A 26,151-nucleotide genomic window follows, 5' to 3' on the forward strand; every position below is an offset into this window, starting at 1 on the left:
AATGACGAAAGCAGAGATACAACAAGTGAAATTACGTTTTGGTATCATTGGCAATAACGAAGTGCTGATGCGTGCCATCGACATCGCCATCCAAGTGGCGCCTACCGACTTGTCTGTATTGATTACTGGAGAGAGTGGAGTGGGAAAGGAAAGTTTTCCGCAGATTATCCATCAATACAGCCGGCGTAAGCATGGGCAATACATTGCTGTGAACTGTGGTGCCATTCCGGAAGGAACGATTGACTCCGAACTGTTCGGGCATGAGAAGGGTGCTTTTACCGGTGCCATTGGAGAGAGAAAGGGGTATTTCGGAGAGGCCAACGGCGGGACGATATTCCTTGACGAAGTAGGAGAGTTGCCTTTGCCTACCCAAGCTCGTTTGTTGCGTGTGCTCGAGAGTGGAGAGTTCATTAAGGTAGGATCCTCTAAAGTGGAGAAAACGGATGTGCGGATAGTTGCCGCTACCAATGTGAACCTGGTGCAAGCCATTGCCGAAGGGCGTTTTCGTGAAGATTTATATTATCGCTTGAATACAGTTCCTGTTCAAGTTCCACCGTTGCGCGAGCGTGGCGAAGATGTAGTACTGCTCTTCCGCAAGTTTGCTTCGGATTTTGCGGAGAAGTATCGTATGCCTGCCATTCAGTTGACGGAAGATGGTAAGCAGATGTTACTGACATATCCATGGCCAGGAAATGTGCGTCAGTTAAAGAATATTACCGAGCAAATCTCGATCATTGAAACCAATCGTGAAATCAATGCAGCCATCTTGAAAGGCTATCTGCCCGAGCAAAACAATATACAACGTCTGCCTGCTTTGTTCGGAGTGAGAGAGAACAAGGGCTTTGGCAGTGAGAGGGAAATTCTTTATCAGGTGCTGTTTGATATGCGTCAGGATGTGACCGAATTGAAGAAGTTGGTGCATGATATCATGGCCGAACGTGGAACGATGCCTAACTCCGTCGCTTCTGCTTCTGCTTACTATACGTCGGCTCCTTCGGCTGTGGTTCCTCCGGTAGCATCCGTTGTGCCTACTATCATACATCCCTCGGTGAAACCCATGACTTCGATAGATGACGACATTCTGGACACGGAAGAGTATGTGGAAGAGACGCTTTCGTTGGATGAAGTGGAGAAAGAAATGATACGCAAGGCGCTTGAAAGGCACCGTGGGAAGCGTAAAAGTGCAGCTCAGGACTTGAATATTTCCGAGCGGACCTTATACAGAAAGATAAAAGAGTATGGATTGGATTAAGAAAATGGCGTCTGCCGCATTGTTGATAAGCTTGTTGTTACTGGTAAATTCCTGTCAGATGAAGTTTGGCCTTGCGCCCATTAGCTCCATCGATTATACAAGGGTGAAATCGATTTCCATTGCCGATTTTCAGAATCGGGCAGAATATGTATATGCACCTTTGGCTACGGAGTTTAACCAGAAAATGAAAGACATGTTTATACAGCAGACTCGTTTGAAATTGGTCAACTCCGGCGGTGATCTTGATATAGACGGCGAAATAGTGGGTTATAACCAATACAATGAAGCTGTGGATGCCAGTGGCTACTCATCGAAGGTGAAAGTGACGCTGACGGTCAATGTGCGTTATGTCAATAATACAAATCATGAAGAAGACTTCGAGCAACAGTTTTCGGCTTTTCAGACATACGATTCTTCGCGATTACTCACAGAGGTGCAGGATCAGTTGATTGCTGTGATGGTGAAAGATATTACGGAACAAATCTTCAATGCGACTGTAGCTAATTGGTAGAATGATGACCTTTACTCATTTACAAAAATGGATTGAGCATCCTGATACATTAAACAAGGATACTTTGTACGAACTTCGCACATTGGTAGCCCGTTATCCTTATTTCCAGTCACTCCGTTTGCTGTATCTGAAAAATCTTTATTTGCTACATGACATCAGCTTTGGGGCAGAATTACGCAAGTCTGTATTGTATGTGGCAGACCGGCGTGCATTGTTCTATCTCATAGAGGGTGAACGTTTTTCTTTGAAACCTGGCAAGATCTCTTCTGTCTTTTCCGAGGAGCTGGAGACAGAACCGAGCGTGGATCGTACTCTTTCTTTGATCGATGCTTTCCTGGCCACTATCCCCGAAGAGCACTCTCAGAGTTCTGAGTTGGATTATGCCATGGACTATACTGCTTACCTGATTGAGGAGGACGAATCCTCTGAAGAACATTTGGAAAAAGAAATTGAAGTACCTCCTTTACGCGGGCATGAACTGATAGATGGCTTTATTCGTAAGAGTGAGTCGGAAACTATACCTCTGCTTGAGGTGCAATCCCTTTCTCAGGGCGATGAAGAGACAGCGGGTGATGTAGGAGTGGCTTCGGGTGAAAATGGGGATTTTTTTGATGAAGAGGAGAAGAGGAAAACGACTCCTGTAACAGACGAACTGGATGACAGCTGTTTTACAGAAACCTTGGCTAAAATCTATATCAAACAGCAGAGATATGACAAAGCACTCGAAATTATTAAAAAATTAAGTTTGAATTATCCAAAAAAAAATGCTTACTTTGCAGACCAAATTAGATTTTTGGAAAAATTGATTATTAACGCTAAATCGAAATAACAAAATGTACTTATTATTAATTATCTTTATGCTGATAGCATCGGTTTTGATGTGTTTCATTGTGTTGATTCAAAACTCTAAAGGAGGTGGTCTGGCATCAGGCTTCTCATCATCCAATCAGATTATGGGTGTGCGCAAAACTACCGACTTTTTGGAAAAGGCAACTTGGGCATTAGCATGCGCAATGGTAGTTTTCAGTATTGTATCTGCATACACAATACCTTCTTCTTCCGGTAAAGGTGGCGATGTTATTATGGAACAGGCACAGCAAGAAGAGAAAACAAATCCTTATAATATGCCCGTGGGTACGGCAGCTCCGCAAGCGGAAACTCCTGCTGCTGAAACCGATTCTGCGGCTAACTGATAATAGGAATTTTACATTCTTTATATAAGAGGGTGTGTCTGAACGGTGCACTCTCTTTTTGCGGGACGCGGATTGCACAGGACAGCACGGATAGAGAAATAAGTTCGTGAATGCCGTGTAATTCGCGCCCTCTTTTATAAAGAGGGGTAATCCGGAGCTTTTAATTATTAACTTTATAGCAATACAAGAAAAATGACTACTACGGACAAAATTCATCAGACATTGCGCGATTCTGCAGGAATGCGCTGGATGGTATTATTGTTTTTGGCTTTCGCCATGTTTTGTTCATACATCTTTATGGACATCTTATCACCCATCAAGGACTTGATGCAATCTACTTGCGGATGGGATTCTACCGCATTCGGTACGATGCAAGGGTCTGAAACTTTCCTCAATGTATTTGTCTTTTTTCTTATTTTTGCCGGTATTATCCTCGATAAGATGGGGGTGCGTTTTACGGCATTGCTTTCGGGAGTGGTGATGCTGGTTGGCGCTACTATCAACTGGTATGCCGTGACTGAGGCTTTTCAGGGAAGCGGACTTGAAGCTTGGTTTAATAACAATCTGAATTATATTCCCGGTTTTGATGAGTTGGGAATCTCGCCTTTCTATAAGGGTATGCCTGCATCGGCCAAGTTTGCCGCAGTGGGTTTCATGATTTTCGGCTGCGGTGTGGAAATGGCCGGAATCACTGTTTCACGCGGTATTGTAAAATGGTTTAAAGGGCGCGAAATGGCGCTTGCCATGGGTTCGGAGATGGCGCTTGCCCGTTTGGGTGTGGCCACCTGTATGATATTCTCTCCTATGTTTGCCAAGTTGGGTGGGGTGATAGATGTATCGCGCTCAGTGGCATTCGGTGTTGTCTTGTTGTTCATTGCACTCATCATGTTTATTGTCTATTTCTTTATGGACAAGAAGCTCGATGAGCAGACCGGTGAGGCGGAAGAAAAGGATGACCCGTTTAAAATCAGTGATCTTGGAAAAATTCTTTCCAGCGGAGGCTTCTGGGTGGTGGCTCTTTTGTGTGTGCTTTATTATTCTGCCATTTTCCCTTTCCAGAAATATGCGGTGAACATGTTGCAATGTAATTTGGTATTCACGGAGGTTTCTCCTGAATCTTTTTGGGCTACCAATACTGTAACTATTATTCAGTATGGCATCATGCTGGTGGTGGCAGCGGCGGCTTTTGCAAGTAATTTCTCCAAGAAGGCCAACATGAAGTATGGCCTGCTGGTGGTGGCAGGTGTGGCATTGGTGTTGTTCTGCTACATGGGCTATATGCGTCAGAGTGCTGAAACGGTGTTTGCCGTATTTCCTTTGTTGGCTGTCGGCATCACACCGATATTGGGTAATTACGTAGACCATAAAGGTAAGGCTGCTTCCATGCTCGTGATAGGCTCTGTATTGCTGATTTTATGCCATCTGACCTTTGCGTTTGTACTACCGTTGTTCAAGGACAATGCAGTGGGCGGCATATTCATAGCTTATCTCACGATTCTTGTACTTGGAGCCAGTTTCTCGCTGGTGCCGGCTTCCTTGTGGCCCAGTGTGCCCAAGCTGGTTGATGCTAAGATTATAGGGAGTGCGTATGCATTGATTTTCTGGATTCAGAATATTGGTTTGTGGCTTTTCCCATTGTTGATAGGTAAGGTGCTTGACAAAACCAATCCACAGTTGGTGGAGGACTTGAAGAATGGACTGATTACGCTTGAAGAAGCAGCTGTGTCGTATGATTATACAGTTCCGTTGGTGATGTTGGCATGTTTGGGTGTTGCCGCTTTGGTGCTGGGTTTTGTTCTGAAAGTGGTAGATAGAAAGAAGGGCCTTGGATTGGAAGAGCCTAATATTAAAGAATAAACCTGTGGCAGATGAATATAGAGCGTCTCAAGGAAAGATTAGTCTGTTAGATGCTGTTCCGGTGCGCTGCGAACATATAATGACCGAGTGGGAAGGTGAGTGTGCTGTGCTCACCTATCCTCGGTTTAAATACAGATGGGTGTGTCGATTTTTGTTGTCGAAAGGTATGTCGCCCAATATTCGTGTGACACTCGAAGAGCATGGAACAGCCGTTTGGCAACTGATAGATGGAAAGCACTCTGTAAGTAAAATTGTTTCCCTGCTTGCCGGACATTTTAAAGATGAAAGCAACTATGCTACGCGTGTCACTGCCTATGTGATGCAGTTGCGTAAGGACGGTTTTATCCGATTAACAGTCAAGTCCTGAATTACTCCCTATCTACTTTTATTAGTCCCCCTGTTGCTGTGTCGAACAGCACTTTGATCGTTGAATTTTTATTGAACAATACGGGTGCAAGATACTCTACTGTGCCGAATTGGGTAACAGGAAGTGATTCGTCAAGCAGTTTTTTATTGTTGTATACAAGGGTTAGCTGTGCTTTTCCCGGGAGGTTGTAGGCTATGCCATCTACCTTCTTTTTGCTTTCTTCGGTTGCAGAGATATCCGGTGTTTTGAGGTCGGCAATCGTGAGGTAATACGGTTCACCGGCTAAATCGGTGTCGGCTACTACGCCCAACTTCTTGGAAAAGCGGAAAGCAACTACGTTTTGCATTTCTTCGGGCGTTAGGCGGATAACAAACGTTTTGGACTCCTTTTCCACTTTACCTGAGAACATCTCTGTCATAGCACGTTCTTGCTGATTCAGGTTATCAAGCATGAGTTTGAGTTGGGCACCGTCCTTTGGCATATTGTCTGCTTCGCCACGCAGCAGGGCATTTTTGCTCTCGCGTATGCTGTAAATCTCTTTGGCTACCAATTCGGCCATTTTGGCTGTGGAATTTGACATCAGAATTTCTTCCGTCAGGAAACTACGTGGGTCAATGCTGCTTTCGGAAGTCGTCGCTTCAGGTGTCTTGGTATTTTGTCGGCCGCTGAAAGGAATGTTGATGGAGCGGACAATACCGTCTTCTGTGAGCTCCATGAGAGGAGCCACGGTTTTGTCTTTCATCTTGACGAAATACACGTTGTCCTTGTCCGGTAGGCCGATTACACGGCTTTCCACTTTGTCCAATGTCCAATATGTTTCCGGTTCGGCAGATACGTTGTTGAGACGGAGGTAGCGGTCGGCATATCTGCAAAACTCTCCAGGAGTATAGCTGTGTTTGGTGGTTTGTAATACAATTTCTATTTCCGTTTTGGGCAACAGATAGGTCACTCCGTAATCTTTTCCACGCATTACACCGGTTGTAACTTCTGTTTGAGCCATGGAAGTAGTGGTCAGTAGCAGGGCAGATAATATCAATATATTTTTCTTCATAAATGCATACGTTCGTTTGGATAAACCTTGTTTGAGAACAAAGTTAATCAAGATATCGTTGTCCGGACGTGGTTTAGGGATTATTAACTGAATTGGTGAATTGTATGCATACGGGTTTGTCCAATGTGATATCCCGGTGGATGTCGCTCAGCAACCCGGTGTGCTCGTCACGTTGAAACACTTGAATGATATTGCTGTCACGGCAGGCAACGAGCAGAAACTTTCCATTAGGAGTGATGTTAAAGTTACGTGGGTGGATGCCTGTTTGCTGATACCCGACTTTGGCTAAGTTCCCATTTTGGGGATTAACGGAGAATATGGCAATGCCGTCTCCCTTCAGGCGATTGCTGGCATAGAGATATTTGCCGTCCGGACTGAGGTGTATGTCTGCGCTTCCGCGGGCGGCCAATGTATCGGCGGTGATGGTTTGTATCTGATTAAGACGGCCATCGTCGTAGCTGAAGGCTATGACTTTGCCTGACAACTCGGTGATGAGATAAGCATATTTACCGTTGGGGCTGAAAGTCAGATGACGTGGCCCTGAGTCAGCTTCAATGTCAGTTGTTTCCATTGAGGGATGAGGAGTGGCCGCATTGGGGTGCAGAACAAAACGCAGGATGCGATCGGAGCTGAAGTCGGTGGCAAAGATATATTTTCCATCCGGCGAGAAGACAGCACAATGGATGTGTGGGGTGTTTTGGCGTATGGTGTCGGGACCTGTGGCAGTACCTTCAAAGAGAGTGTCTATAGGAGTTGCTGTTCCATTTTTACGTAAGGAGAATACGGACATGTTTCCACCACTATAGTTGGCTGTCACTACCTTGCTTCCATTTGCAGCCACATAGCAGGGATCACCTCCCAGCGTGAGTTCCGTGTTCAGCAGGCACATGCTTCCCGTTTCTTTATCGAAAGAGAGGGTGTTGAGGGCGGCTGTGCCGTCGTTCATTTCGCTTACGGCATAGACCAGCTTCCCATCTTCGGATGGAGTGAGGTAGGAGGGATTGGCTAACCCTATGGAGTCGAGAGGAGTGGCCATGCCCGTTTCTTGGTTGAAGCGAAAGGTATAAATTCCTTTGCTTGTTCCATTGGTATAAGTTCCTACCAGCATGGCGAGTTCGTCTTGATTATTGCTTGCCTTCTTTGGCGTACAAGCAGAGATGCTTAATCCGAGCATACAAAAAAGAAATGTTTTCATGCAGAAGCTGTTAAAAAATGAGGAAAATATCCCATCGGTCTGTGTAATGACCGATAAGCACGCAATATTAGGCATTTAAAGTGACAAATGCAAATGCGCGGTATTTCAACTTACGATACTCTCTTCACTTTTTATGCTTGAATCTTTGTTCGCAGTGCGCGGTTATACGTTCGCACGTTGCGGATGTCTGTCCGCGCCGTGCGGATACAAAAACGCACGGCACGAACAGAGAATTATCCAAGCTTCGAACAAGTTTACTGTTTACAGCAAACGATTTTATTCTATGGATTCAAGAGGCTTTCTATATGCATACATTGTACTGCCATATATTGCTTAATGCCACAGCATATTTCCTGTTACCGGTTTGAGCTCAGCCTCATCGCTTCGGCGAAGCTTTATGCTTCCATCGTTCCAGTTGGAAGGCCATCCGCCAATAATATGTCCCAGAAATACGGTTTTTAGTTTATGAAGGCCTTTGGCTAAAGCAATAGAGGTGTCTTTACGAGAATGGCGTTTAACTTCACCACTATTGTTTATTAGTAGCTTATCGTCTAACCAGACTTCTTCTAAGTCGGACGAAAGGAAATAGACCCCATCGGCGGGAATTTCCAGGAAACCGGTGCCCACGGCAGCATATTGCTTGACACTGCGCATCGACTCGTCATACTTCTCTTGGGAAGTCAATTCGTTGAGTTGCTTTATTTCTTTTATGACATCGGGAGTTTTAGCGGAAGCATTCAGTTCATTTATATTGAGATAGTAGCCGTAAGTCATTTCGACAGTCAGTCCTTGTTTTAGATTTTCGGCTCTGATGGCAGGCATCGGTGTCTGTTTCTCAATGAGGATAGTGCGCACTCTACTCAACTTGCCCGAAGGCAGTAAAGTGGCGATTTTCAGTGTTCCGTTTGTACTGAAGCTGATGGGGCTTTCATAACGGGCTGATCGGGCTGTTGGTTCGGTACCATCTGTGGTATAAACCATGTCGGTAGATGACCATCCGGACATGACAGACTTCTTGAAGAAATCACTGAAAGAGTTTTTCAAACAGGTCATTACGGCTGCTGATGGTGTAGAGGCCCTGCAATTAATGAAGACACATGTGCCCGGCGTCATTGTGAGCGATGTGATGATGCCACGCATGAACGGCTATCAACTTTGTATGGAGATCAAGAAGAATGTTGATGTCAGTCACATTCCGGTCATATTGCTTACTGCCCGCCACGATGAGCAAAGCCAGAAAGACGGCTATAAAAAGAGATGGGAATGAGTCGCGCTTCTCTCTACAATAAACTGAAAGTGCTGACAGATATGAGCGCCAATGAGTATATTAATAAATTCCGGATGGAAAGGGCTATACTGTTAATCCACTCTACTGACATGATATTTTCCGACATTGCCGAGAAAGTGGGCTTCACCACCTCTTCTTATTTCAGTACTGCTTTCAAACAATATACGGGAGAGACGCCGACACAATATAAGAAAAAGATAAGGCAGTGAAAGAGATTTGCATCATATGAGACCTCTGCAAAACCTTACCCCATTCTCTATCATTCTTGTTTTTGAGCAATATTGGCTCACCTGCAGTCTCTATTTTTGATTTTTAGGCTGTATATGCTCTATTTCATCTCATACTCTCCCCTTATTTGAGAGAATTAGCCACAATTATCCCTGGAGTTCGATATAAATTGTAGGCAATAGCCTCCATGATGTGTTGTGCGTGAGTCTTAGCTAAACCTACATATCTGGCTATCCCACCATGAAACCATCTGTGAATAGATCCAAAGGTACGTTCCACTTTGTACCGTGTCTTGCTGATTGCTACATTAACACGCTGCTCTCTTTCCGTTAGCTTACGTCCCCTTACTCCTTTGTACATGATACGACTCTTGAGCTTCATACGTTTAAGTACATCCCTGTTTGCTGTAGAATCATAACCCTTGTCGGCATAAACAGGTGTACCTTGTGGAAGTTTAGCTTTTTCTAATGGCTTTTCCAAATGTTTGATGTCACTTTCGTTAGCCGGTGTGGTTTCCTCGGCTATCACCAAACCGTTCTCATCTGTAACCGAATGTCGCTTGTAACCGAAGTGTAGCTTCCCCATCTTCTTTACCCAACGTGCTTCACCATCAACATTGGGCTTAACGATCTCTTTAACCACTGCGTTTTCTGCTACATCCCCGCCTGATTCCTCATTGCGATCCTCAACTACTTCGTATTCCTTACGGCCGCGAGGCCGACGGGGACTATCCGTGATACTTGCATCAACGATAGCACCACGCTTAACCAAAACACCAGCCAACTCTAACTGGCGATTTATCTCTTGCAGCACATTGTCGTAAAGGTCGGCTTCAACCAAAATGTTACGGAAACGGCATACAGTTGTACTATCTGGAGCGCAGTCACCCAAGCCTAAACCGACAAAGCGACTGAAGGACAGACGGTCATTTACCTGCTCTTCGACCTCGCCGTCACTCAAGCCATACCATGTACGAAGAAGTTCGGTCTTGAACAACACAAGGCTGTCATAGCTTGGACGACCGGTGGGACGGTTGCCTTTGGTGTAAGCAATTTCAATAAGTCCACGAATGGGATTCCAGTCGATTATCTGATTGATTTGAAAGAAAAAGGTCTGTTTAACCTTACGATGACCAACTATTAGGTCAGCAAAACTCGGAGAAGAAGGACGTTGTTTCATACTATAAAGCTACAAAAATATGATGAAATGAACAAATCTTGAACAATGAGTTTTGCAGAGGTCTCCATATATGATACAAGCACGGACTTTACGAGGGACACGAACTTTGATGTTGTCCGTGAATCCGTAAAATCCGTGCTTGAAAGCCAATCTTAAAGTTGTCCTTTAACACACCTTCATTTCATTTGTGGAGCTGGAGGGAATCGAACCCTCGTCCAAACGAGGAAATCATAAGCTTTCTACATGCTTATCTTTGCCTGGGTTTTCGTGCTGCGACAGAACCAAAGCCATCAATCGCAGTCTTATCCTCTAAATTTTCATTCGCGCCACGAGGCTGGCACGAACTATCCCCGATGTGACTGCACCACTGAACCGGAATGCTTCGGAGCAACAGCTTCCGAGTAATGTCTCGTCCCGGCACCTTGTGCCGGGATTAAGCTAATCTACTATGATTCGATTAAGCAGCAAGAGCGTAATTAGTTTCGCCAGATAAAATTTTGAAGACTGAGATTTAAGTGCAAATCAACGACGCACTGCATGCTTACTTACCATTTCTGCCCGCTGTCAAATCCAGTCAACCCCGAGATGTTGTACCACACTGAAATTCAGTGCTTTGCGTACTAAGAAACCCCATCGTGTGGACAATGTGTGGACATAAATCCTTGATTATTATCCCCATTTCAAGCGATTTCCTATTGCAAAATTAGTACAAATGCATGAAACCGCAAAATAAAACGCCAATATTTTGCATGCGTGTGGACAATGTGTGGACAACTTTTTTAGCGCGATACTTTAGGGAGGATATCCGTCAACTTTGATTTTGCGGTTTCAATGGCATCAAGTCCCAATTCATTTTCCCCCTCAAGCGCATCCAATATCTTGTCAGCAAGCCACAATGTTAGCATTTCCTTTTCATCCACATGAAAGTATTCTGCCAACATTATCACCTGACTACGCTTTGCTCGTCTGTCCCCACGCTCAATCTTGCTGAACATGGGCGTGTCTATTTCTAAGTATGCAGCCAACTGGCGCTGCAATACGCCTTGCTCGTCTCTAAGTGTTCTTATCTTGTTTCCGAATAACATATCCTACTATTTTAGTCGTTGTCCAAATTTATGATTTCCCAACAGCCACCAAAAGTGGGTGAACCAACTCTTTTTAGAGTACCAGTTTCTCTTAGTTGACGTAGGTTCTTTTCAACTCCTCGTGTAGAGATACCCAACTCCATTGCAATTTGTGGAGCGGTTATTTGGGGATCTTTCTTTATCATTTCTATAATTTTGTCAGATGTTTTCTGACGTGTTCCCGAACTTTTAAGTTGAGTTCCCGAACTTTCTGGCTTAGTTCCCGAACTTTTGAGTTGAGTTCCCGAACTTTCCGACTTTGTTTCCGAACTATCTGAACATTCTTCATGTATCGGAATAGTAACCAAGAAAGTCAAGCGATCATCTGTCGTTTCAAAGATGGCGCGTGGCGACCCGTTCTCTGCCAGTTTCGCTTGAATTGTTGGAACACCGGTTGAGCGACCTTCTGTAAGGTCGAGTCCTTTCAAGAAGTCGCCTAACCTTCGATTTCGGTAGCGACGGCTTTTCAGCATATCGCCTTTTGCAATATCTTCTTTGGAGATACTTCTATCTGGTCCAGGACAGTTGAGTATAGATATTCCGCTCGGTTCAATGGTTATCTCTATTGGTTCATGCTGTAAGAAATCTCTATGATATACGGAGTTTACGACAGCTTCTTCAATAGCATCGTATGGATAGTTCCAAAAGCGTTCTGCTTCCTGTCTGCCCGACACTTTACGCACATGCTCTTTGAGTACATTGCTCTTGATGTAATCCATTGTCTGCTTTATCATCTGCGGAACACTGCCCTTGAATGTTACTTCGGTAAAATTGTTGGGGTCTTTCATCTTTCCGTTAGGGAATGTCACCACATCAATCTGAGTGTATGGGAAGAACTTGTTTGGGTTCTCGCAGAACATCATGGCTGCCACGTTACGAAGCAAACGATTCTCTTTCGGGCCAGTGTATAGTTCCATTTGGTCAAGAATCGTAGCAAGCGGGGTTGTTATCACCTCATCAGCCAACTTGCTACCCACTTTGACAAGATAATCACGAAGAAGTACCAATGAGATGTCTTCCAACTGAATGTCGCTATTTCCTCGTTCGTCAAAAGGCATACGGTTGGCCAACTCTCGCAGTTCAACGAGCACTTCACCTCTTGCCTCTATGCTGCTTGTCCCACTACGGATGTAGAAAAACTCCTTTGTGCCTTTTGCTGTAACATTTACTGGTACGGAATAAGGGCGATAACTACCTGCTGGACACCAAATTACAATTACTTGTTTGCCGTCCACCTCTTCCACGGAGGTACGAGGCAAATAGTATGGAGCCATCTTGTTATTGTACGCAACCATCTCCTGCAAGATGCCATCAATCTTTTCAATTGGCACCCCTTCTACAGGACGAATTGCCATACCTGTCTTATCGTCGGTATCTACACCAACGATGATATATCCACCACCAAGGTCATCGAAATCATTAGCGAAAGCACATATACTGTGATATATGCTCCCAGGATTCCAACCTTTCTTAAACTCAATGCGGTTGGATTCAATCTTCTGCTTGTTGAGCAGATCGTTTATGTTTATTGCGAGTGCCATAACTTACGCTTGTTGTATTTTAAATAAGTTCTTCGGATTTTTATTATTTATAACCATGTGAATAAGCTGCCCATGTCTAAAACAAATGGCATGAATCTATAAAAATAGGATGATTATCTGTTCGATGTATGCTTATCAAACGAAATAGTATATAAAATTCCAGAGAAATTTTGCTTTTGGTTATAAAGGCGAATGTTTAAATCCCAGTTATAGCGAAAATCTTCATCCGTGCATTCTGAAAAGTCATGTCCAAAAGGTACCCAACCGTGTGCGATACCTGCATCTGGCCTAATACATAGTTCTGCATCAATAGATTTGATTGTCATACAACGCTCATGTTCAATGTAGCCATTATTATTAATAAGTGGAGTTATTCCAACCAATTCTGATATAGCATCTTTCAAGAACTTATTTCTAGCCTCGTTACACTTATAGTCGCTATTGATGTTTGTCTCGTGCATGTCACCTTTGTCTTTATACAATGCTTTTACCGAAATGCAGATGTTTTTGATTGTAACATCCAATCTTTGTTGGAGTTCTTTTATGAAATGTGATAACAGCATACAACCAAGGGGAGTAGACAAATACCTATCGGAATAATCCAATGATACATTTTTACCTTTTATCAACGGAATGAATTGTTCCCATTTATCTTTATGTGGTTCAATGAGTTTGTCTAGCAGGTTGTATATATAGCAATCCTCCATAATTCTGGTATCAAACATTACTGTTCCATTGGCATTTGCCATTTGCTTTAATATGTCCGACTGGTTAATGTCGAAGAATTTCAGATTGAAATCACTCATTGTAGAGAAGACATCACCATTTCCCCAAGAGGCAGACAAGGAGTTGTCAATATTTTCTCCAAAATAAGTCTTCATCCTTCCATCGTTGAATACAACAGTCATTAAAGGTCTTAAGTTAGGTGGTAATGTTCCATTGCTGTATTGGAACTTGTGTTTAAATAATGCAGCTGTTAATATTGACTTTACCTGTATTGAACAACTATTTATATCAATTGCCTTGTCTGTAACAAAAGACACATCAACTCCTGATAATGTAAGTTCTCCAATTAACTTCTTATATGGAAATTCGTCAACTTGCCAATTAGAATATTCATTGTCAACACATATCTTTATTGTAGAAACGTTTTTATTCCTAATGAGTTGGTAGAATTCCGTGGAAAAGTCTGTCGTGATAGTAGATGCATTCGGAACCAAGTCTATAATATTCCTTGGGGCAATTCTTGATTTACGCTCCATTTCCAACCATTCTAATGCCTTTTGGCGATTCAAATAGTTTAGATACCACTGGGATTTTCTGTCTATGAGACATTTTGTGCAAGCACGTTCACAAGAACAATCTGACAGAGTTTTATAAGCTTTGTCAAGTACGATATCTTTATATTCTCTGAACAGAAGAGAATAGCCAGCTCCTCCCAATGCTGTATCATAAATGAATATAGAGTGATTTGAACCATCGTATCCAAAATCAATTTCTCCATCGTTGATTCCTAACAATTCTGTAAGTTTTCTGCTTAGAATGACCCCCAGTGAATATAAAGTTTCTGCATCTATTTCAAGAGTGTTGTTTGATTTATAGAACTTTACCTCAACGAAATCTGTCTGGTAACGACCTACAAGAAGGACATGTCTTCTGATGTTTTTGCCATTCATTTCGCCACCAGGACAAGGAAGACCTGTCGACAGATGTTTATGTCCAGAAAGAGCTTTCTTTGAAATATCTGGCTCTGATTCAGATACCATTCTTCCACAATAAGGACAAAAGGCAAAGCCAAATCCACTTCGACCTCGATTAAAGAATAATATTTCTGATGTTGTTGTTGAGCACCGTACAATCATTTTTGCAGAAGAATTTCTCTCTTGCCATGGATTCATTTCAAGGAGTACTGGCTGAATGAGATTCATTGCTCCTTGTGTGTTGACTTTTCGCGTTGGCTTAGCTCCAAAAGCAACACTAAAAGCAGCAGGTTCAACAACTTCTGTAAATCTTTGTTCTGTAGAAAGACTCATACCTTTTATGCCATGCATTGAATCTTTTGCACCACATCTGGGACAATCATTCATAGCACTACCATGATTAATAGTGGTATATCCACAATGGTTGCAATTTTGTATAACGTATCTTACTGTAGAGTCATCATACATATTTTTCATTAAGATGCCTGCAGGTTCGTATACCCATTCATTCTTTACTACCTGTTTTCCTGGTGCATATGCAGAAATTGCTTGACTTAAGTGCATAGTGGGGTAACTAGCTTCGTTTCTTGTATTCAGTAAGCATTCTACAAGACCAGTAGGAATACCAGCACTTGGCAGGAATGAATTTTCTGCAAGATATGTCAAGAGAGATGTTTTCAGAAAATTATCTATTTGATGTTGGATGGATCTTAATGCAGCACAGCTTCCATTTTCTTCTTCTATTATTTTTATTGATTTATTAAGGTTATCCATACGAGCTTGGAATATCTCATGTACAGATATAATATCTTTTTTAGTAGTGAAGACAGCATCTCCTAACGGGATGTTATTCAATGCGGTACCACGAACAAGACTTTTGTAGGGTTCATCAAGAATTATTCTTTGTCCTGAAATAATGGCATCAATATGATTGATGAACATATCATAAAAAGTAAAATCATCCGTAGATATGAAAAAATCTATAAGATGTGCTGTAACCTTAATTCCACCTTTTTGCGAAACAAAGTCAGCAAATACTAGAGCGTTAATATGGCGTTGTATCAATTGTCGACTTTCCAATTTCAACATTGGAGTCTCGGTGATATGTGTTATCGGATAGTCAGGATGTTGCCATGTATTTGTTCCTATAGGATTTGGTGCGCAAAAAGTTAGCGCCAATGCTTTTGATTCATTTCTGCGACCTGCTCTACCTGCACGCTGTAGATAATTGGCTGATTTGGGAGGTACATTATTCATGACAACTTCGCTTATGCCTCCAATGTCTACACCCATTTCCATTGTTGTTGAACATGATAAAACATTCAAATGTCCCTCGTTAAATTCCTTCTCATATTTATCCAAATCTTCTCGAGATTGTTGAGCTGAATGTTCAGCAGATATGAAGATCGGTTTTTGTGCATACACCCTTTCGTGTAAGTCTGTAAACACTCCATTATCTTTTTGTGACAACAGTTCTTTTTCTATCCATTCTTTTAATATATCTTCTTTTATTTCTGATGATTTGAAAGGGAAATATGGATAATCTAATTTGGTTACAACTTTGAAACGGTCAAAGTTGTTCTTTCCGATGTATCCATTCATTCGAGGACTATAACCACGAAAAGTAGTATCAATTACAACATTATCTACAGGGCATAAATATCCTATATCCATTAATTGTAGTTTTACCTTGTCTCCAATTAAGTCAAGCATATACCCCTTTCCGTCATTGTCAACAAGTTCAAGGACGTTAGATGTCAAAAATCCCCATGCTTTATCAAGAATGCTATTAATAATAGCTACTTTTTCTTCATTGAAGTCATCTGTATTGTTATATCCAAGAGCTGCACATAGGAGAAGAACCAGCCGATGTTGGTCGTCCATGACCTTTCCTCCAACAGTTACTTTAACCACTGGCCATTTGCTAACTGGATTTCCCTTAACACGTTTATCCGAATTCTTTGGATATATCTCTGTCATGTAGGTATTTTGAGTAAGGAAAGGTTTGTTCTCTCCTGATACCATATAGTGTCTGCCACCCCTAATCACATAGTCTAAACTAATTTTTAAAAAATCTTGCCAGTCTGAGTCTTTGCATCCTATAGGCAAAAGTAGCTCAGGGCATTTGGCTTTTTTTAGGGCAGGATATGACATTCTTACAAATCCCATAGTCTCTAAAGAGTTTGCTCGTTTAGGAATCCATCCAAATTGATCAATCAACAACGCTTTAAGATACGCAGTCGTATTTTCGTTACCTCTAAAGCCACGTGCCTCATTAAGATGCTTATAAAGTTTTCTAAAATCAGTGTTGTTTTCCAAAGTCCTACTTACTTCGCTCCAAGAAACCTCAGGTGCTTTTGGGATAGTACTGCTGCCAGATTTCTTTGCTTCCATCCTTTCCAATTCAGATTGAAGCATTGGAGGCAATGATCCTTTGGGCATTTTCTTTAGATATTCATATGTTTCTTCTTCTTGCTGAGTTAATCCTGACGGTTCTATTTTGTCAAGTCTCATATCAGCCATCTTATGAAAAATAGCAGAGCGAATCCAAGCACGTTCAACGTCTTGATTCAATCCCATAGCATTACGGGCAGAGCCTTGTCGGTTATCAGTAAAAGTGATATATTTTTTACCATCATACAGAACTTCAGAATCGTTTTTATTTGTTCCTTCCGCATTATCAAGAATAATAGTTGCAAGAATACGTCCCATTTGTGTAGCACTTGCTCTTAAATAGTTAAGATGTCCAAGGCTGTTTCCACAATAGGGACATAGGTCACCATTGTTCTCAGAATGTCGTAAAGACTTATATACTATTTTATTATCTGAATCGTCTTTAGCAATTTCAATTTTCTTCAAGACATGATTAAACACATGTTTGTCCTCGCGAGTGTGATGTCTCAAACATGGAGCATCAGGCTTGCCAAAATAAAATGGCGTGAATCCATCTTGTTCATGTTCTGTACTTATGTGGTCATCTATGACTTCTTCTGATTCTATAAGGTTTTCCTCGGTGTCAAAGAAAATATTATTGTCCAAATCGATAGCATTTATATGCATTCTAAAACCTTTTGACGTACTGGTTTCACCAACGACAATAAGTCCTCCACATGATGGACATGTTGCAACTTCCAGCATTTGTGATTTGCATACAGGACAATTGTTATTTTGGTAAGTCGTCAAACTTCCAATGCCTAGTCGAATCTTCTTGTGTCTGTTACATTCCGGATTTACACAAGCATAAACCCCATTGATCGATCTGATAAAATAATGGATTCTTGTAGGTAACAATGCTGCGGATATACCATTATTCTTATCAAGCCCGTCTATTTTTTCTCCTAGTGTATCTATGATTTCAAGCGACTTGACAACATCTTTATTGAAGATTGGTGCAATTTGTTTTATTATCTCCTTTGTTGATAGAACAGGATTGGTGTTTAGTCTTTTCCGTAGTCTTTCTATATCAGAAATTGTTGCATTTGTACCAAAATGTATGTTTAGTTTGTCTAATGCCTTTTGTGCCTTATCATTGTCTATTTCAGGAATAATACGTTTTCCTCCTATAATAACAATACGGTCTATTGGCTTGCCAGTAAGTTGAGAGACAAATGTTTTTAGTTTTATATCTGCATTAGGATCTTTTTCATCACCTATTGTTGCAGATGTAACAGCGAAGTTTACTTGATCAATTGTTACACCGAAAGCATTCAATACACGGCGCAATTGCAATGATAATTCTGCTGCTGACGAACCTGTATAGGTGTGAGCTTCATCAAGTAAAATCCATTTCAATTTACCCTGCGATTTCTCCAATATTTCTTTATCTTCAGAACGCACCAACATATAATTGAGCATTGTTGGGTTTGTGAAGAGTATTTGTGGTGGTGTTTCACGAATCTGCGGACGTGTTATCAACTGTGGGTAATATTGTTCTGTGAAATTTTTATTCTTTTTTGATTTCTCTGTATCGCCGTTATAAATTGCATAGGTAATTTTATTGGGCAGAGCATTACACCAGGCGTGTATACGTTTCTGTTGACTTTTCATTAAGGCATTGAGCGGATAGAGAAAGATTGCTTGCACACAATTTTTTTCATTCCTATTTGCGATATCCTGAAGTACAGGTATCATGAAGCATTCTGTCTTACCAGAACCAGTACCAGAAGTAACAACTATGGTCTTGTCTTCACCCGATAACATCGTTTTCCAACTCTTTGTTTGATGTTTATATGGGTGACGATCAATAGGGAATCGTTGCTCTTCGTCAACACCTTCATTACTAAGTGCCTCTACAAATGAGGTCGATAGTATCTTCAATTTAGAAGCGTGATCGCCAAATGTTTCCTTGCTGCTTTCCCATGGGAAGATAGACTGGAAAACAGGCTCAGCCATCAAAGGTTCTTCTTTTGAGAGAATATAGCGCATATAAGTTTGTTCTTTAGCCTTTCCCCTGAACCATATAGAAACTAAAGAATCTACGAGCGTTTTTTCGGCGGATGTATAGAATTTTGCGTAATTCATATTTTATTTTGAAGCTGTTATGTATCTTATTGTCTTAAAGAAAATATCACTATAAGTTTCCTTGAAATATTTTCTATAAAAGTTTACGATTCTAGCATACTCTTTATTTTCATGAGAAAAAAGATTAATGCCCCCTTGTTTATTACATGTATTTTCGGCAGCACACATCGCAGACTCTATCATCACTCGATAATAAGGCAATAATCTTTGTCTATTATTATAATATTTGTCTGTGAGGTTGAAATTTAAAATAGGCAAGTCTTTGTTATTATCTGACAATCCATGAATTCTTGTGCAATAGTTGTTTATATCAGAAATTGTAAAAGAGTTGCCTTTTTCTATGCTTCCAGAAATGAGGTATGCAGCAAACTTTTGTGCAATCTCTGTGGACATGGTCGCATCAAAAATGTCTTGCAGTAGATTGACAAGCGTCGGTAATTTTTCAGAAATCATAGACACCAAAGTTTCAGGTATATTTTGCATAAGATCACAAATGCATGTTTCCCATATTTCTGCAGGAATCCAATGAAAGGCTATAACCATCTCTTGCTCAAATCTATCAACATCTTGAGTCAATATATCTTTATACTCATTGAGCCACATGGCTATTACGAACTTAGCCAACAGCATAGGCTCACGGCTAATTGTTTTCAATCCATTATAAGTGGTAAATGGCAAATAATAACGGCTACAAATATCAAATGCTTTACATACTTCTTGCCAATGCTTGCCTGTCATAACATTTTCATCGTTCAGATCGTCATGCCACTTCCTAGTATTTATTACAGATTGTGTAGTTCTTTCATCTTTGTCATAGTCATATTCCAATCTATTGTAATATTTCGGGACTATTCTTCTTGTGGCTTTTGGACTAGAGAAGACAACAACTTCTTTTTGAGTAAAGTCTTCTGGAAACGAGAATTTGTTGTCGGAATTATTAACGTGTTCCAACTTAATCACATTGAATTCGTTCAAAGGTAAGTCGTCCCCAACGGGGAAAGCATATATATCGTCATCATAGATAAAGTCGGTTGTGTCTTCTTCTGTGTTGTCAATGATGCGTATTCTTCCATTTTCAAGAGTTGAGTCTAATACAAATTTTCTGATAAATAATTTGGTATAAGAAATATTTAGAGCAACAGAACTTGAGCGATCAAAACTATTTTCTCCATATAGATAGAACATTCGCATAATTAGGTTTGTGTAATCTGCAAGAGAGATAAGTCCATCAACAACGTTACTTTTTAAGTGTATTAGTTTGTCATAATCGTCTATTTTATCTGATACATATGATACGTCAACATGTCTTTTTTTACCAAACCCACCATGACTTACAACACTAAAGCTTGTGAGATTCGTAAGTGATATAATTTTCCCATTGGGCACAATATTTCCTTGTATGTCAGTAATGGATATCCCATCAAATGGTATTGCAACAGAGATTCGTAATACAGGATTGCTAGCTTTATATAATTTGAATTTACACACAGTTGGACAAATTGTAGCATCTTTGCTACGAGAAATTCTCCATTTATTCTCAAGAAGTCTGTTGATTTCAATGTTGTTATCTAACTCCATCTCTGGGAACATAGAATTGTCACATAAACAGATAATATCAGTCGAGAATACGTCTTCGTTATCAGAATTGAATTTGAGATTACCGATTGAATAGAAACTTTCAGTTGTCGAATGTCCGTCAGGAAAATCTACGCAAATATCAACTACACCACATGGAAATACACATGATGTATTGAGCTTGTGCCAAACGGTGTTGCATTCATTTCTAAATCTATATTTTACCATGCAATTAGGCACACGTTTTCTTTCTTTGTCATATACACGGACAATAGGTATTTTGGACAACAGTTTAAAGTTGGATTCTTCTACCCATGAAATGTAGTTGTCTGAAAATTCGGCTATATATGGAGTAAAAGTATTGGTTAATTTTACACACTCGTTAGTTTGTTCTTCATACAATACCAGATCTTTCGTAAAATCGTGGCAATATAATTCTTTTCCACAAATAACTATCGGCTTAGCCCCTTCCACTTTCCAGTTCTGTGTAAATATCGCAATATTATGTTCTGTGTTTGCAGTTTCGCCAAAACGATACTGATTGTCCTCAAGCATCTGAAAAATTTGAGGATAATCAAAGTTAGGAGGGTAGCATCCCGCTATAGTCATAAAGATTCTATCATCATTGTCACATCTCACTTTGACCTCAACAACAGGCTCTCCATTCCATTTTATATCCTGTCCCAATCCGACTGTAATACGGGTGTATATTGCATATAAAACATTGCCATCCTCGTCTCTTTCCAAACCTTTTCTTACATATTTACCGACAAGTATACCTGCAACAAAAACGTCAAACGAATAGCATGTGGAAAAGTTTAATCCTGGTATTGACAAAGATGACACATCTTTTACAATATCCATGTTAACGTACAGAGTACCTGTTCCATCATCAGATGTATACAATTTCCAATGAAGAGAAAAAGGATGTGTCCTGTGATCATTCTTTGCCCTTGAATATTCTTTTTTTAATGCTTGAGTCAACGCAGCAAGAGATGAGTCTGTGTCATCATAAGGCAAGAGAGAATTGTCACCCATTACTATGGCATGTGCTATTTGCATAGCTACATCATATATGTTTTCGTTCTTAAAGGTCTTTCCTAAATATGAAGTACAATTCAATTGATCAACAACCGAAAAATCTTCAGAGTTCCAATCGTAATTTATAGAAGACAATTCGCAAACTAATCCTTTTAGAAAAAGTGTAAAACTTCCAAGGTTCTCACTCTTCTTAATGTAGTTGACAGGCAGACCTCCTTGATTAAGGAGTGTCCGAAAATATTGGGTTCCATGGCTTGTGTGGATAAATGAATAACCATGTCGCTTTAAGGCTTTACGAGCAGCAATATACAGTTCTTCACTTCTTCCGATTTCTATACCAATCCCCATGGCAACGCTTTCTTTAGATGGAATGTTTCCACGGTAATCTCTTCTCCACCATTCTGCATAACAGAGAGCGGCTTCCATACCATATTCTTCCAAGTCAAAGTAATTTTCGACTAAGGTTTGTTTAAGAGAATCATACTCTTCTCCTGTCAGTTTCAACTTCCATAATGGCATGTTTTCTTCTATGTCTTGCAAATTGCGAGCTTGCAATATTTGAAATAATGCAGTATGATTGTATGCTAAATAGTCCCTATACATGAGATTTATTGTATTTAATGTGAGTTCGATAAGACATGAATATTGTTGGTGTCTCGTTTAAAATGACAAGTTGAAAAATTATTTTAAAATAAACTTCAATTGTATATCCTCATCGCCTCCTTCGGCACATACGCCGTAGCCACCAAGCATCCATCAAACAGCTCTACTATCACGCGTTGTTGTCCTGCAATCCTCGCCACTCTGCCATGAACACCCTTGAATTCACCTTCTGTTACAACAACGTTATCACCAAGTTTAAACTGTATGTTGTTAGAAGTGACGGGAATGATATGCGGATTCTTGATGGAGGTGAGGCGGATGAAGTTGTTCATGGCTTCATCTCGGATTGTTAACGGTGGATTGCGGTCGGGATTGTTTTGAAGATGGATGGTATGGTCAAAGTAGTAACTGAGCAACGGTCTGTTTTCATTTGCCACAACCTTGTTGTCGTGGAGCAAAGTTTCAACTTGTTCTGCTGATGCATGGACGAATATTAAGGAGGGGAGGAGTGGTTCGGTGATGATTCGTTTTTTGCCTTGCTTACTTACCTCTTTATATCGCAAAGGAACATAACATTCGAGTCCTTTAGCCTCAACAAAGGTCTTTGCTTTGTCAATGCGTCCATACGAAACCCTTAGTACGAACCATTGCTTGTTTCCGTCAGGCACATTCTCTACCGACACCCCATTCCTGACATCATCAGAAATGGAGGGTGTGCGGGAGGTAAGTCCTGCACTTGGACACGAAAAGCCAGTGTCGGATGGCTGCCCATTATACAATGAAGCGTCTGCCTTTGGAGACAGGTTGGTAGTATCTTCCAATGTTGTTCAGAGGTTAGATTAAAACCAATAGACTTATTCTTGATAGAATTGTCATAATTTGACTACAAAAATATGAAAACTAAACAAGATTAAAAAAAGAAAACAAGGAAAATATTTGTGTTGTGGAGTTTTTAAATTTGAAGTGATTTAAACTTTTCTTTTTCTCAAATATTTCCTTAGCAGAATTACCATAAATGCAATATAGTTCCATGATTCCCAATTCCTAACCGTTGTTTCAAATCGATTTAAAACAGTCCTGTAACTGTCCATCCATGCATTGGTCCTCTCAATAGCATAACGTTCAGCATACAACAGTTCGTCCACAACGGTATTATTGGGAGTCCCGTTTCTTTTATTGATGCAGATATTGGCGACTACTCCATGACAGCCAAGTACACTTCGAAGAGCTTTACAGTCAAATCCGGCATCCGCATTCAAGAAAAGACCATCTGTTCTGACTTTTGCAATCCCAAGGTCATGTATCATGGAGCGGATTACGTTTTTTATGTCATGAGTATCATGATGTTCGCCGCTTTTAGGCGAAGACATGATAACCGGTATGCCTTGCCGGTCTGTAATATAAAGAGCGTTGGTTGTCTTGCGCTTTTTTCTACCCTGATAACCAACCTCCTCTCCACCACGCATAGCTACCGTATGACTTCCGTCAAGGTCTACACTTGACATATCAAACTTTGTACGGTGCTTATTCAAAAGATGAAGCCAAAGAGACTTCCATTCACCTTTTTTACTCCATTTGTTATAATGATGGAATACCGCACCATAGGTCAGAACCTTGTCACTGAACAGGGAATCTACAGGTAAATATTTCCACTGACACCCTGTTTTCAGTTTATAAAGAATGGCATTTACGATTTCAACAAGACTACTTTGAGTTACGAAACCACGTTTGGCCACACATAAATGAGGCAATATTTCACTTTTTATTGTATCTTTGTCCAACACAGCGTACATGGGGATGTTGTTATGAATGAGTTTGCTCACCCATAATATAACAATTTTAGCTATTAGTACGTTGTTTATCATTTGATCAATTAGTTTAAATCACTTCTTCTTATAAAAACCCGTTGGCGGAATTAAAATAGCGCATATTTAACTCTGCCAATGGGTTTATTGTTTTTGTAGTTAATATATTGGAGGATTGTAAGTGCGCTAATCTTCCCGACAATCCGGGCAAACAATCCGTCTGTATCTTTCGCATAATTCCTCATAATCATAAACTGGTCACACAGTTGCGAGAATAGGGTTTCGATTCTTTTTCTCGCTTTGGCAAAAGCTGGAAATGTAGGCTTCCATTCTTTCCGGTTACACCTGTATGGTACCTCCAATCTGATATTGGCTGTTTCAAAAAGATCCAATTGTACTTGAGCACTTATATATCCTCTGTCCCCTATGACTGTGCAATTACTATAGTCCGCCTTTACATCCTTCAGGTAATGAATGTCATGCACACTTGCCTTGGTAAGGTCAAAGGAATGGATGACTCCACTTAACCCGCAGAGCGCGTGGAGTTTATACCCGTAATAAAATATGCCTTGTGATGCGCAGTATCCGATTGACGGTGCTTTCTCAAAATCCTTCTTTCCCATACAGCAACGCTTGTAACGGGCAATACGACATACTTCTATCGGATTCGAATCAACGCAGAAATAATCTTCGCCACCATCCATTTCTGAAACCATTCTTTCCCGGATTGCATTGCATAGGGAAGAAGTAATTTTACGTCTGTCATTGTATTGTCAGCGGGATATAAGATTGGGAATTTCAACTCTATATTCCTGTAGCTTTGCAAACAACAGTGACTCACTGTCAATACCGACAGCCTCTGATGTCATGTTCAATGCCACTATTTCAAGGTCAGAGAATCTGGGAACCACTCCTTTTCTTGGCATATTCCCTGATTCATTGACTAAATTGCCGGATACTTGCTTGCATATGTTTAGGAATTTTGCGAATATTGCATATAGGTTGTGCATACGATATTTGTCTATTAAAAGTTTGACCACCTTTAATTTACTAAATATCAACAATATGCACAACTTTTTATACATAAATCTTTTATCAATTTAATTCCGCCAACAGGTTTATAAAAATATGTTCTTATGGAAAACATTTGTATTCCTTATTTGTTTTCTTATGGAAAATAGTTTTATTGGAATATAAATCAGTTAAAATTGTACTGGAATGGAAAAAATGTGGAAAAAGTATCGACCCACCCTGCTTGGCATTTTGCTGGGAGTATTGGCAGGTTATCTCTATTGGAGATTTGTAGGCTGTTCTACCGGAAGTTGTCCGATCACATCATCGCCTGTTTATAGTAGTATGTGGGGTGGTTTGTTGGGAGGATTGGCGTTTAACTCTTTTCAAAAAGCACCGAAAGATGAGTCGTAGTCTGAAAAGCTGGGACGCCATACGTCTTGTACGATTGGTTGCCGGCATCGGCATTGGCTTTTATGCCTTGTATTCGGCCGATTACGTGTTTCTTCTACCGGCTGTGGCATTTCTGTTGCAAGCTGCCCTGAACCTCACTTGCGGAGGAAGTGGCTGCCCCACTGCAAATAGTCGGAAGCGTGTTTATGGAGATGTGATAAAGCCTTATCAATCTGGAAATCGGAAATGAAAAATGAGTGATTATAGAAACTGAAAATGAATAATATAAAAAATAAGGATAAGATGAAAACAATTCAATTGACAAAAGGTGAGTTTTTGAGAAGAGTGGCGGATTATGAGACAAATCCCTCCGAGTGGAAATATTTGGGTGATAAACCTGCTATTGTAGACTTCTATGCGGACTGGTGCGGCCCTTGTAAGATGGTGGCTCCTATTCTGGAAGAGCTTGCTGCCGAATATGGCGATTCTATTTACATTTATAAGATAAACACGGAAGAAGAGCCTGAATTATCGGCGGCTTTCGGCATTCGTTCTATTCCTTCGCTTTTGTTCATCCCGATGAACGAGAGTCCTCAAATGGCTATGGGAGCCATGTCGAAGGCTGACTTTAAACGTGCCATCAAAGAGGTGTTGCTTGGGGGTGAAGCTGGCAAGAATTTAAAGGGATAGTAACGGAATAATTGCAAGTTTGTAGC

At 40.8% G+C, this 26,151-nt stretch carries 19 protein-coding genes, 1 other RNA gene and 2 pseudogenes; 10 read left to right on the top strand and 12 right to left on the bottom strand.

The features are described 5' to 3' along the window. Position 1: 1 nt before the first annotated feature. The 6 genes from C3V43_RS00965 to C3V43_RS00990 all read left to right on the top strand — a co-directional run bounded on the left by C3V43_RS00965 (position 2) and on the right by C3V43_RS00990 (position 5,180). Positions 2-1,252 carry a sigma-54 interaction domain-containing protein gene (locus tag C3V43_RS00965; RefSeq protein WP_106068219.1) on the top strand — a complete coding sequence of 417 codons (1,251 nt, stop codon included), beginning with the start codon at positions 2-4 and terminating at the stop codon, positions 1,250-1,252. Continuing rightward, positions 1,239-1,763 carry an LptE family protein gene (locus C3V43_RS00970; RefSeq protein WP_106068220.1) on the top strand — a complete coding sequence of 175 codons (525 nt, stop codon included), beginning with the start codon at positions 1,239-1,241 and terminating at the stop codon, positions 1,761-1,763. The genes C3V43_RS00965 and C3V43_RS00970 overlap by 14 nt, the downstream gene beginning before the upstream one ends. 4 nt (positions 1,764-1,767) lie before the next feature. Then, the gene (locus C3V43_RS00975) at positions 1,768-2,592 is read left to right on the top strand and encodes a DUF8458 domain-containing protein (RefSeq protein ID WP_106070389.1); all 825 of its coding nucleotides are present in this window, start codon (positions 1,768-1,770) and stop codon (positions 2,590-2,592) included. 4 nt (positions 2,593-2,596) lie between these two features. Next, the gene (secG, locus tag C3V43_RS00980; RefSeq protein WP_106068221.1) at positions 2,597-2,956 is read left to right on the top strand and encodes a preprotein translocase subunit SecG; all 360 of its coding nucleotides are present in this window, start codon (positions 2,597-2,599) and stop codon (positions 2,954-2,956) included. Positions 2,957-3,148: 192 nt separating this feature from the next. Then, complete coding sequence (locus tag C3V43_RS00985; protein ID WP_106068222.1) at positions 3,149-4,813, top strand: MFS transporter; 1,665 nt, start codon at positions 3,149-3,151, stop codon at positions 4,811-4,813. Positions 4,814-4,817: 4 nt separating this feature from the next. After that, entirely contained in the window at positions 4,818-5,180 is a 363-nt protein-coding gene (locus C3V43_RS00990; RefSeq protein WP_235655871.1) for a PqqD family protein, read from the top strand. Position 5,181: 1 nt separating this feature from the next. Here C3V43_RS00990 and C3V43_RS00995 read toward each other — a convergent pair whose 3' ends face one another. From C3V43_RS00995 to C3V43_RS01005, 3 genes are all read right to left on the bottom strand, one after another. Further along, the gene (locus C3V43_RS00995) at positions 5,182-6,231 is read right to left on the bottom strand and encodes a DUF4831 family protein (protein ID WP_106068223.1); all 1,050 of its coding nucleotides are present in this window, start codon (positions 6,229-6,231) and stop codon (positions 5,182-5,184) included. 73 nt (positions 6,232-6,304) lie between these two features. Further along, entirely contained in the window at positions 6,305-7,426 is a 1,122-nt protein-coding gene (locus tag C3V43_RS01000) for a lactonase family protein (protein WP_106068224.1), read from the bottom strand. Positions 7,427-7,759: 333 nt separating this feature from the next. Further along, complete coding sequence (locus tag C3V43_RS01005; protein ID WP_235655893.1) at positions 7,760-8,407, bottom strand: chitobiase/beta-hexosaminidase C-terminal domain-containing protein; 648 nt, start codon at positions 8,405-8,407, stop codon at positions 7,760-7,762. A gap of 4 nt (positions 8,408-8,411) precedes the next feature. Between C3V43_RS01005 and C3V43_RS14880 the strand changes: the two are divergent. Further along, positions 8,412-8,923: pseudogene (locus C3V43_RS14880) on the top strand (response regulator transcription factor); the annotation flags it as partial. Positions 8,924-9,065: 142 nt separating this feature from the next. On the opposite strand, the gene C3V43_RS01020 reads toward C3V43_RS14880, so the two are convergent. From C3V43_RS01020 to C3V43_RS01060, 9 genes and pseudogenes are all read right to left on the bottom strand, one after another. Continuing rightward, complete coding sequence (locus tag C3V43_RS01020) at positions 9,066-10,121, bottom strand: IS5 family transposase (protein ID WP_106068228.1); 1,056 nt, start codon at positions 10,119-10,121, stop codon at positions 9,066-9,068. Between the two features lie 185 nt (positions 10,122-10,306). Continuing rightward, positions 10,307-10,703, bottom strand: a transfer-messenger RNA (tmRNA) gene (ssrA, locus tag C3V43_RS01025). Positions 10,704-10,900: 197 nt separating this feature from the next. Beyond that, positions 10,901-11,206, bottom strand: coding sequence for a helix-turn-helix domain-containing protein (locus C3V43_RS01030; RefSeq protein ID WP_106068229.1), 306 nt, complete (start codon positions 11,204-11,206; stop codon positions 10,901-10,903). Positions 11,207-11,217: 11 nt separating this feature from the next. Next, positions 11,218-12,786: an RNA-binding domain-containing protein gene (locus tag C3V43_RS01035; protein ID WP_106068230.1), complete on the bottom strand. Its 1,569-nt coding sequence runs from the start codon at positions 12,784-12,786 to the stop codon at positions 11,218-11,220. Between the two features lie 113 nt (positions 12,787-12,899). Then, on the bottom strand, positions 12,900-19,007 hold the full coding sequence (locus C3V43_RS01040; protein ID WP_106068231.1) for a DEAD/DEAH box helicase: 6,108 nt from the start codon (positions 19,005-19,007) through the stop codon (positions 12,900-12,902). A 3-nt stretch (positions 19,008-19,010) separates the two neighbouring features. After that, entirely contained in the window at positions 19,011-22,127 is a 3,117-nt protein-coding gene (locus C3V43_RS01045) for a hypothetical protein (protein WP_235655872.1), read from the bottom strand. A gap of 194 nt (positions 22,128-22,321) precedes the next feature. Next, positions 22,322-23,047: a UpxY family transcription antiterminator gene (locus tag C3V43_RS01050; RefSeq protein ID WP_106068233.1), complete on the bottom strand. Its 726-nt coding sequence runs from the start codon at positions 23,045-23,047 to the stop codon at positions 22,322-22,324. A 147-nt stretch (positions 23,048-23,194) separates the two neighbouring features. Then, the gene (locus C3V43_RS01055; protein WP_106068234.1) at positions 23,195-24,091 is read right to left on the bottom strand and encodes an IS5 family transposase; all 897 of its coding nucleotides are present in this window, start codon (positions 24,089-24,091) and stop codon (positions 23,195-23,197) included. Between the two features lie 50 nt (positions 24,092-24,141). Then, positions 24,142-25,116, bottom strand: a pseudogene (locus C3V43_RS01060) (IS982 family transposase). Positions 25,117-25,249: 133 nt separating this feature from the next. On the opposite strand from C3V43_RS01060, the gene C3V43_RS01065 reads away from it, so the two are divergent. From C3V43_RS01065 to trxA, 3 genes are read left to right on the top strand one after another with little or no spacing between them, the layout of a single operon-like run. Further along, positions 25,250-25,456 (top strand): hypothetical protein, encoded by a 207-nt coding sequence (locus C3V43_RS01065; protein WP_106068235.1) that lies wholly within the window; start codon positions 25,250-25,252, stop codon positions 25,454-25,456. Continuing rightward, on the top strand, positions 25,446-25,685 hold the full coding sequence (locus C3V43_RS01070) for a hypothetical protein (protein WP_106068236.1): 240 nt from the start codon (positions 25,446-25,448) through the stop codon (positions 25,683-25,685). The genes C3V43_RS01065 and C3V43_RS01070 overlap by 11 nt, the downstream gene beginning before the upstream one ends. A gap of 26 nt (positions 25,686-25,711) precedes the next feature. Continuing rightward, positions 25,712-26,125 (top strand): thioredoxin, encoded by a 414-nt coding sequence (gene trxA, locus C3V43_RS01075; RefSeq protein WP_235655873.1) that lies wholly within the window; start codon positions 25,712-25,714, stop codon positions 26,123-26,125. The last annotated feature ends 26 nt before the right edge of the window (positions 26,126-26,151 follow it).

It is taken from the genome of Prevotella heparinolytica (genome assembly GCF_002998535.1).
Taxonomy (GTDB): Bacteria; Bacteroidota; Bacteroidia; order Bacteroidales; family Bacteroidaceae; genus Bacteroides; species Bacteroides heparinolyticus.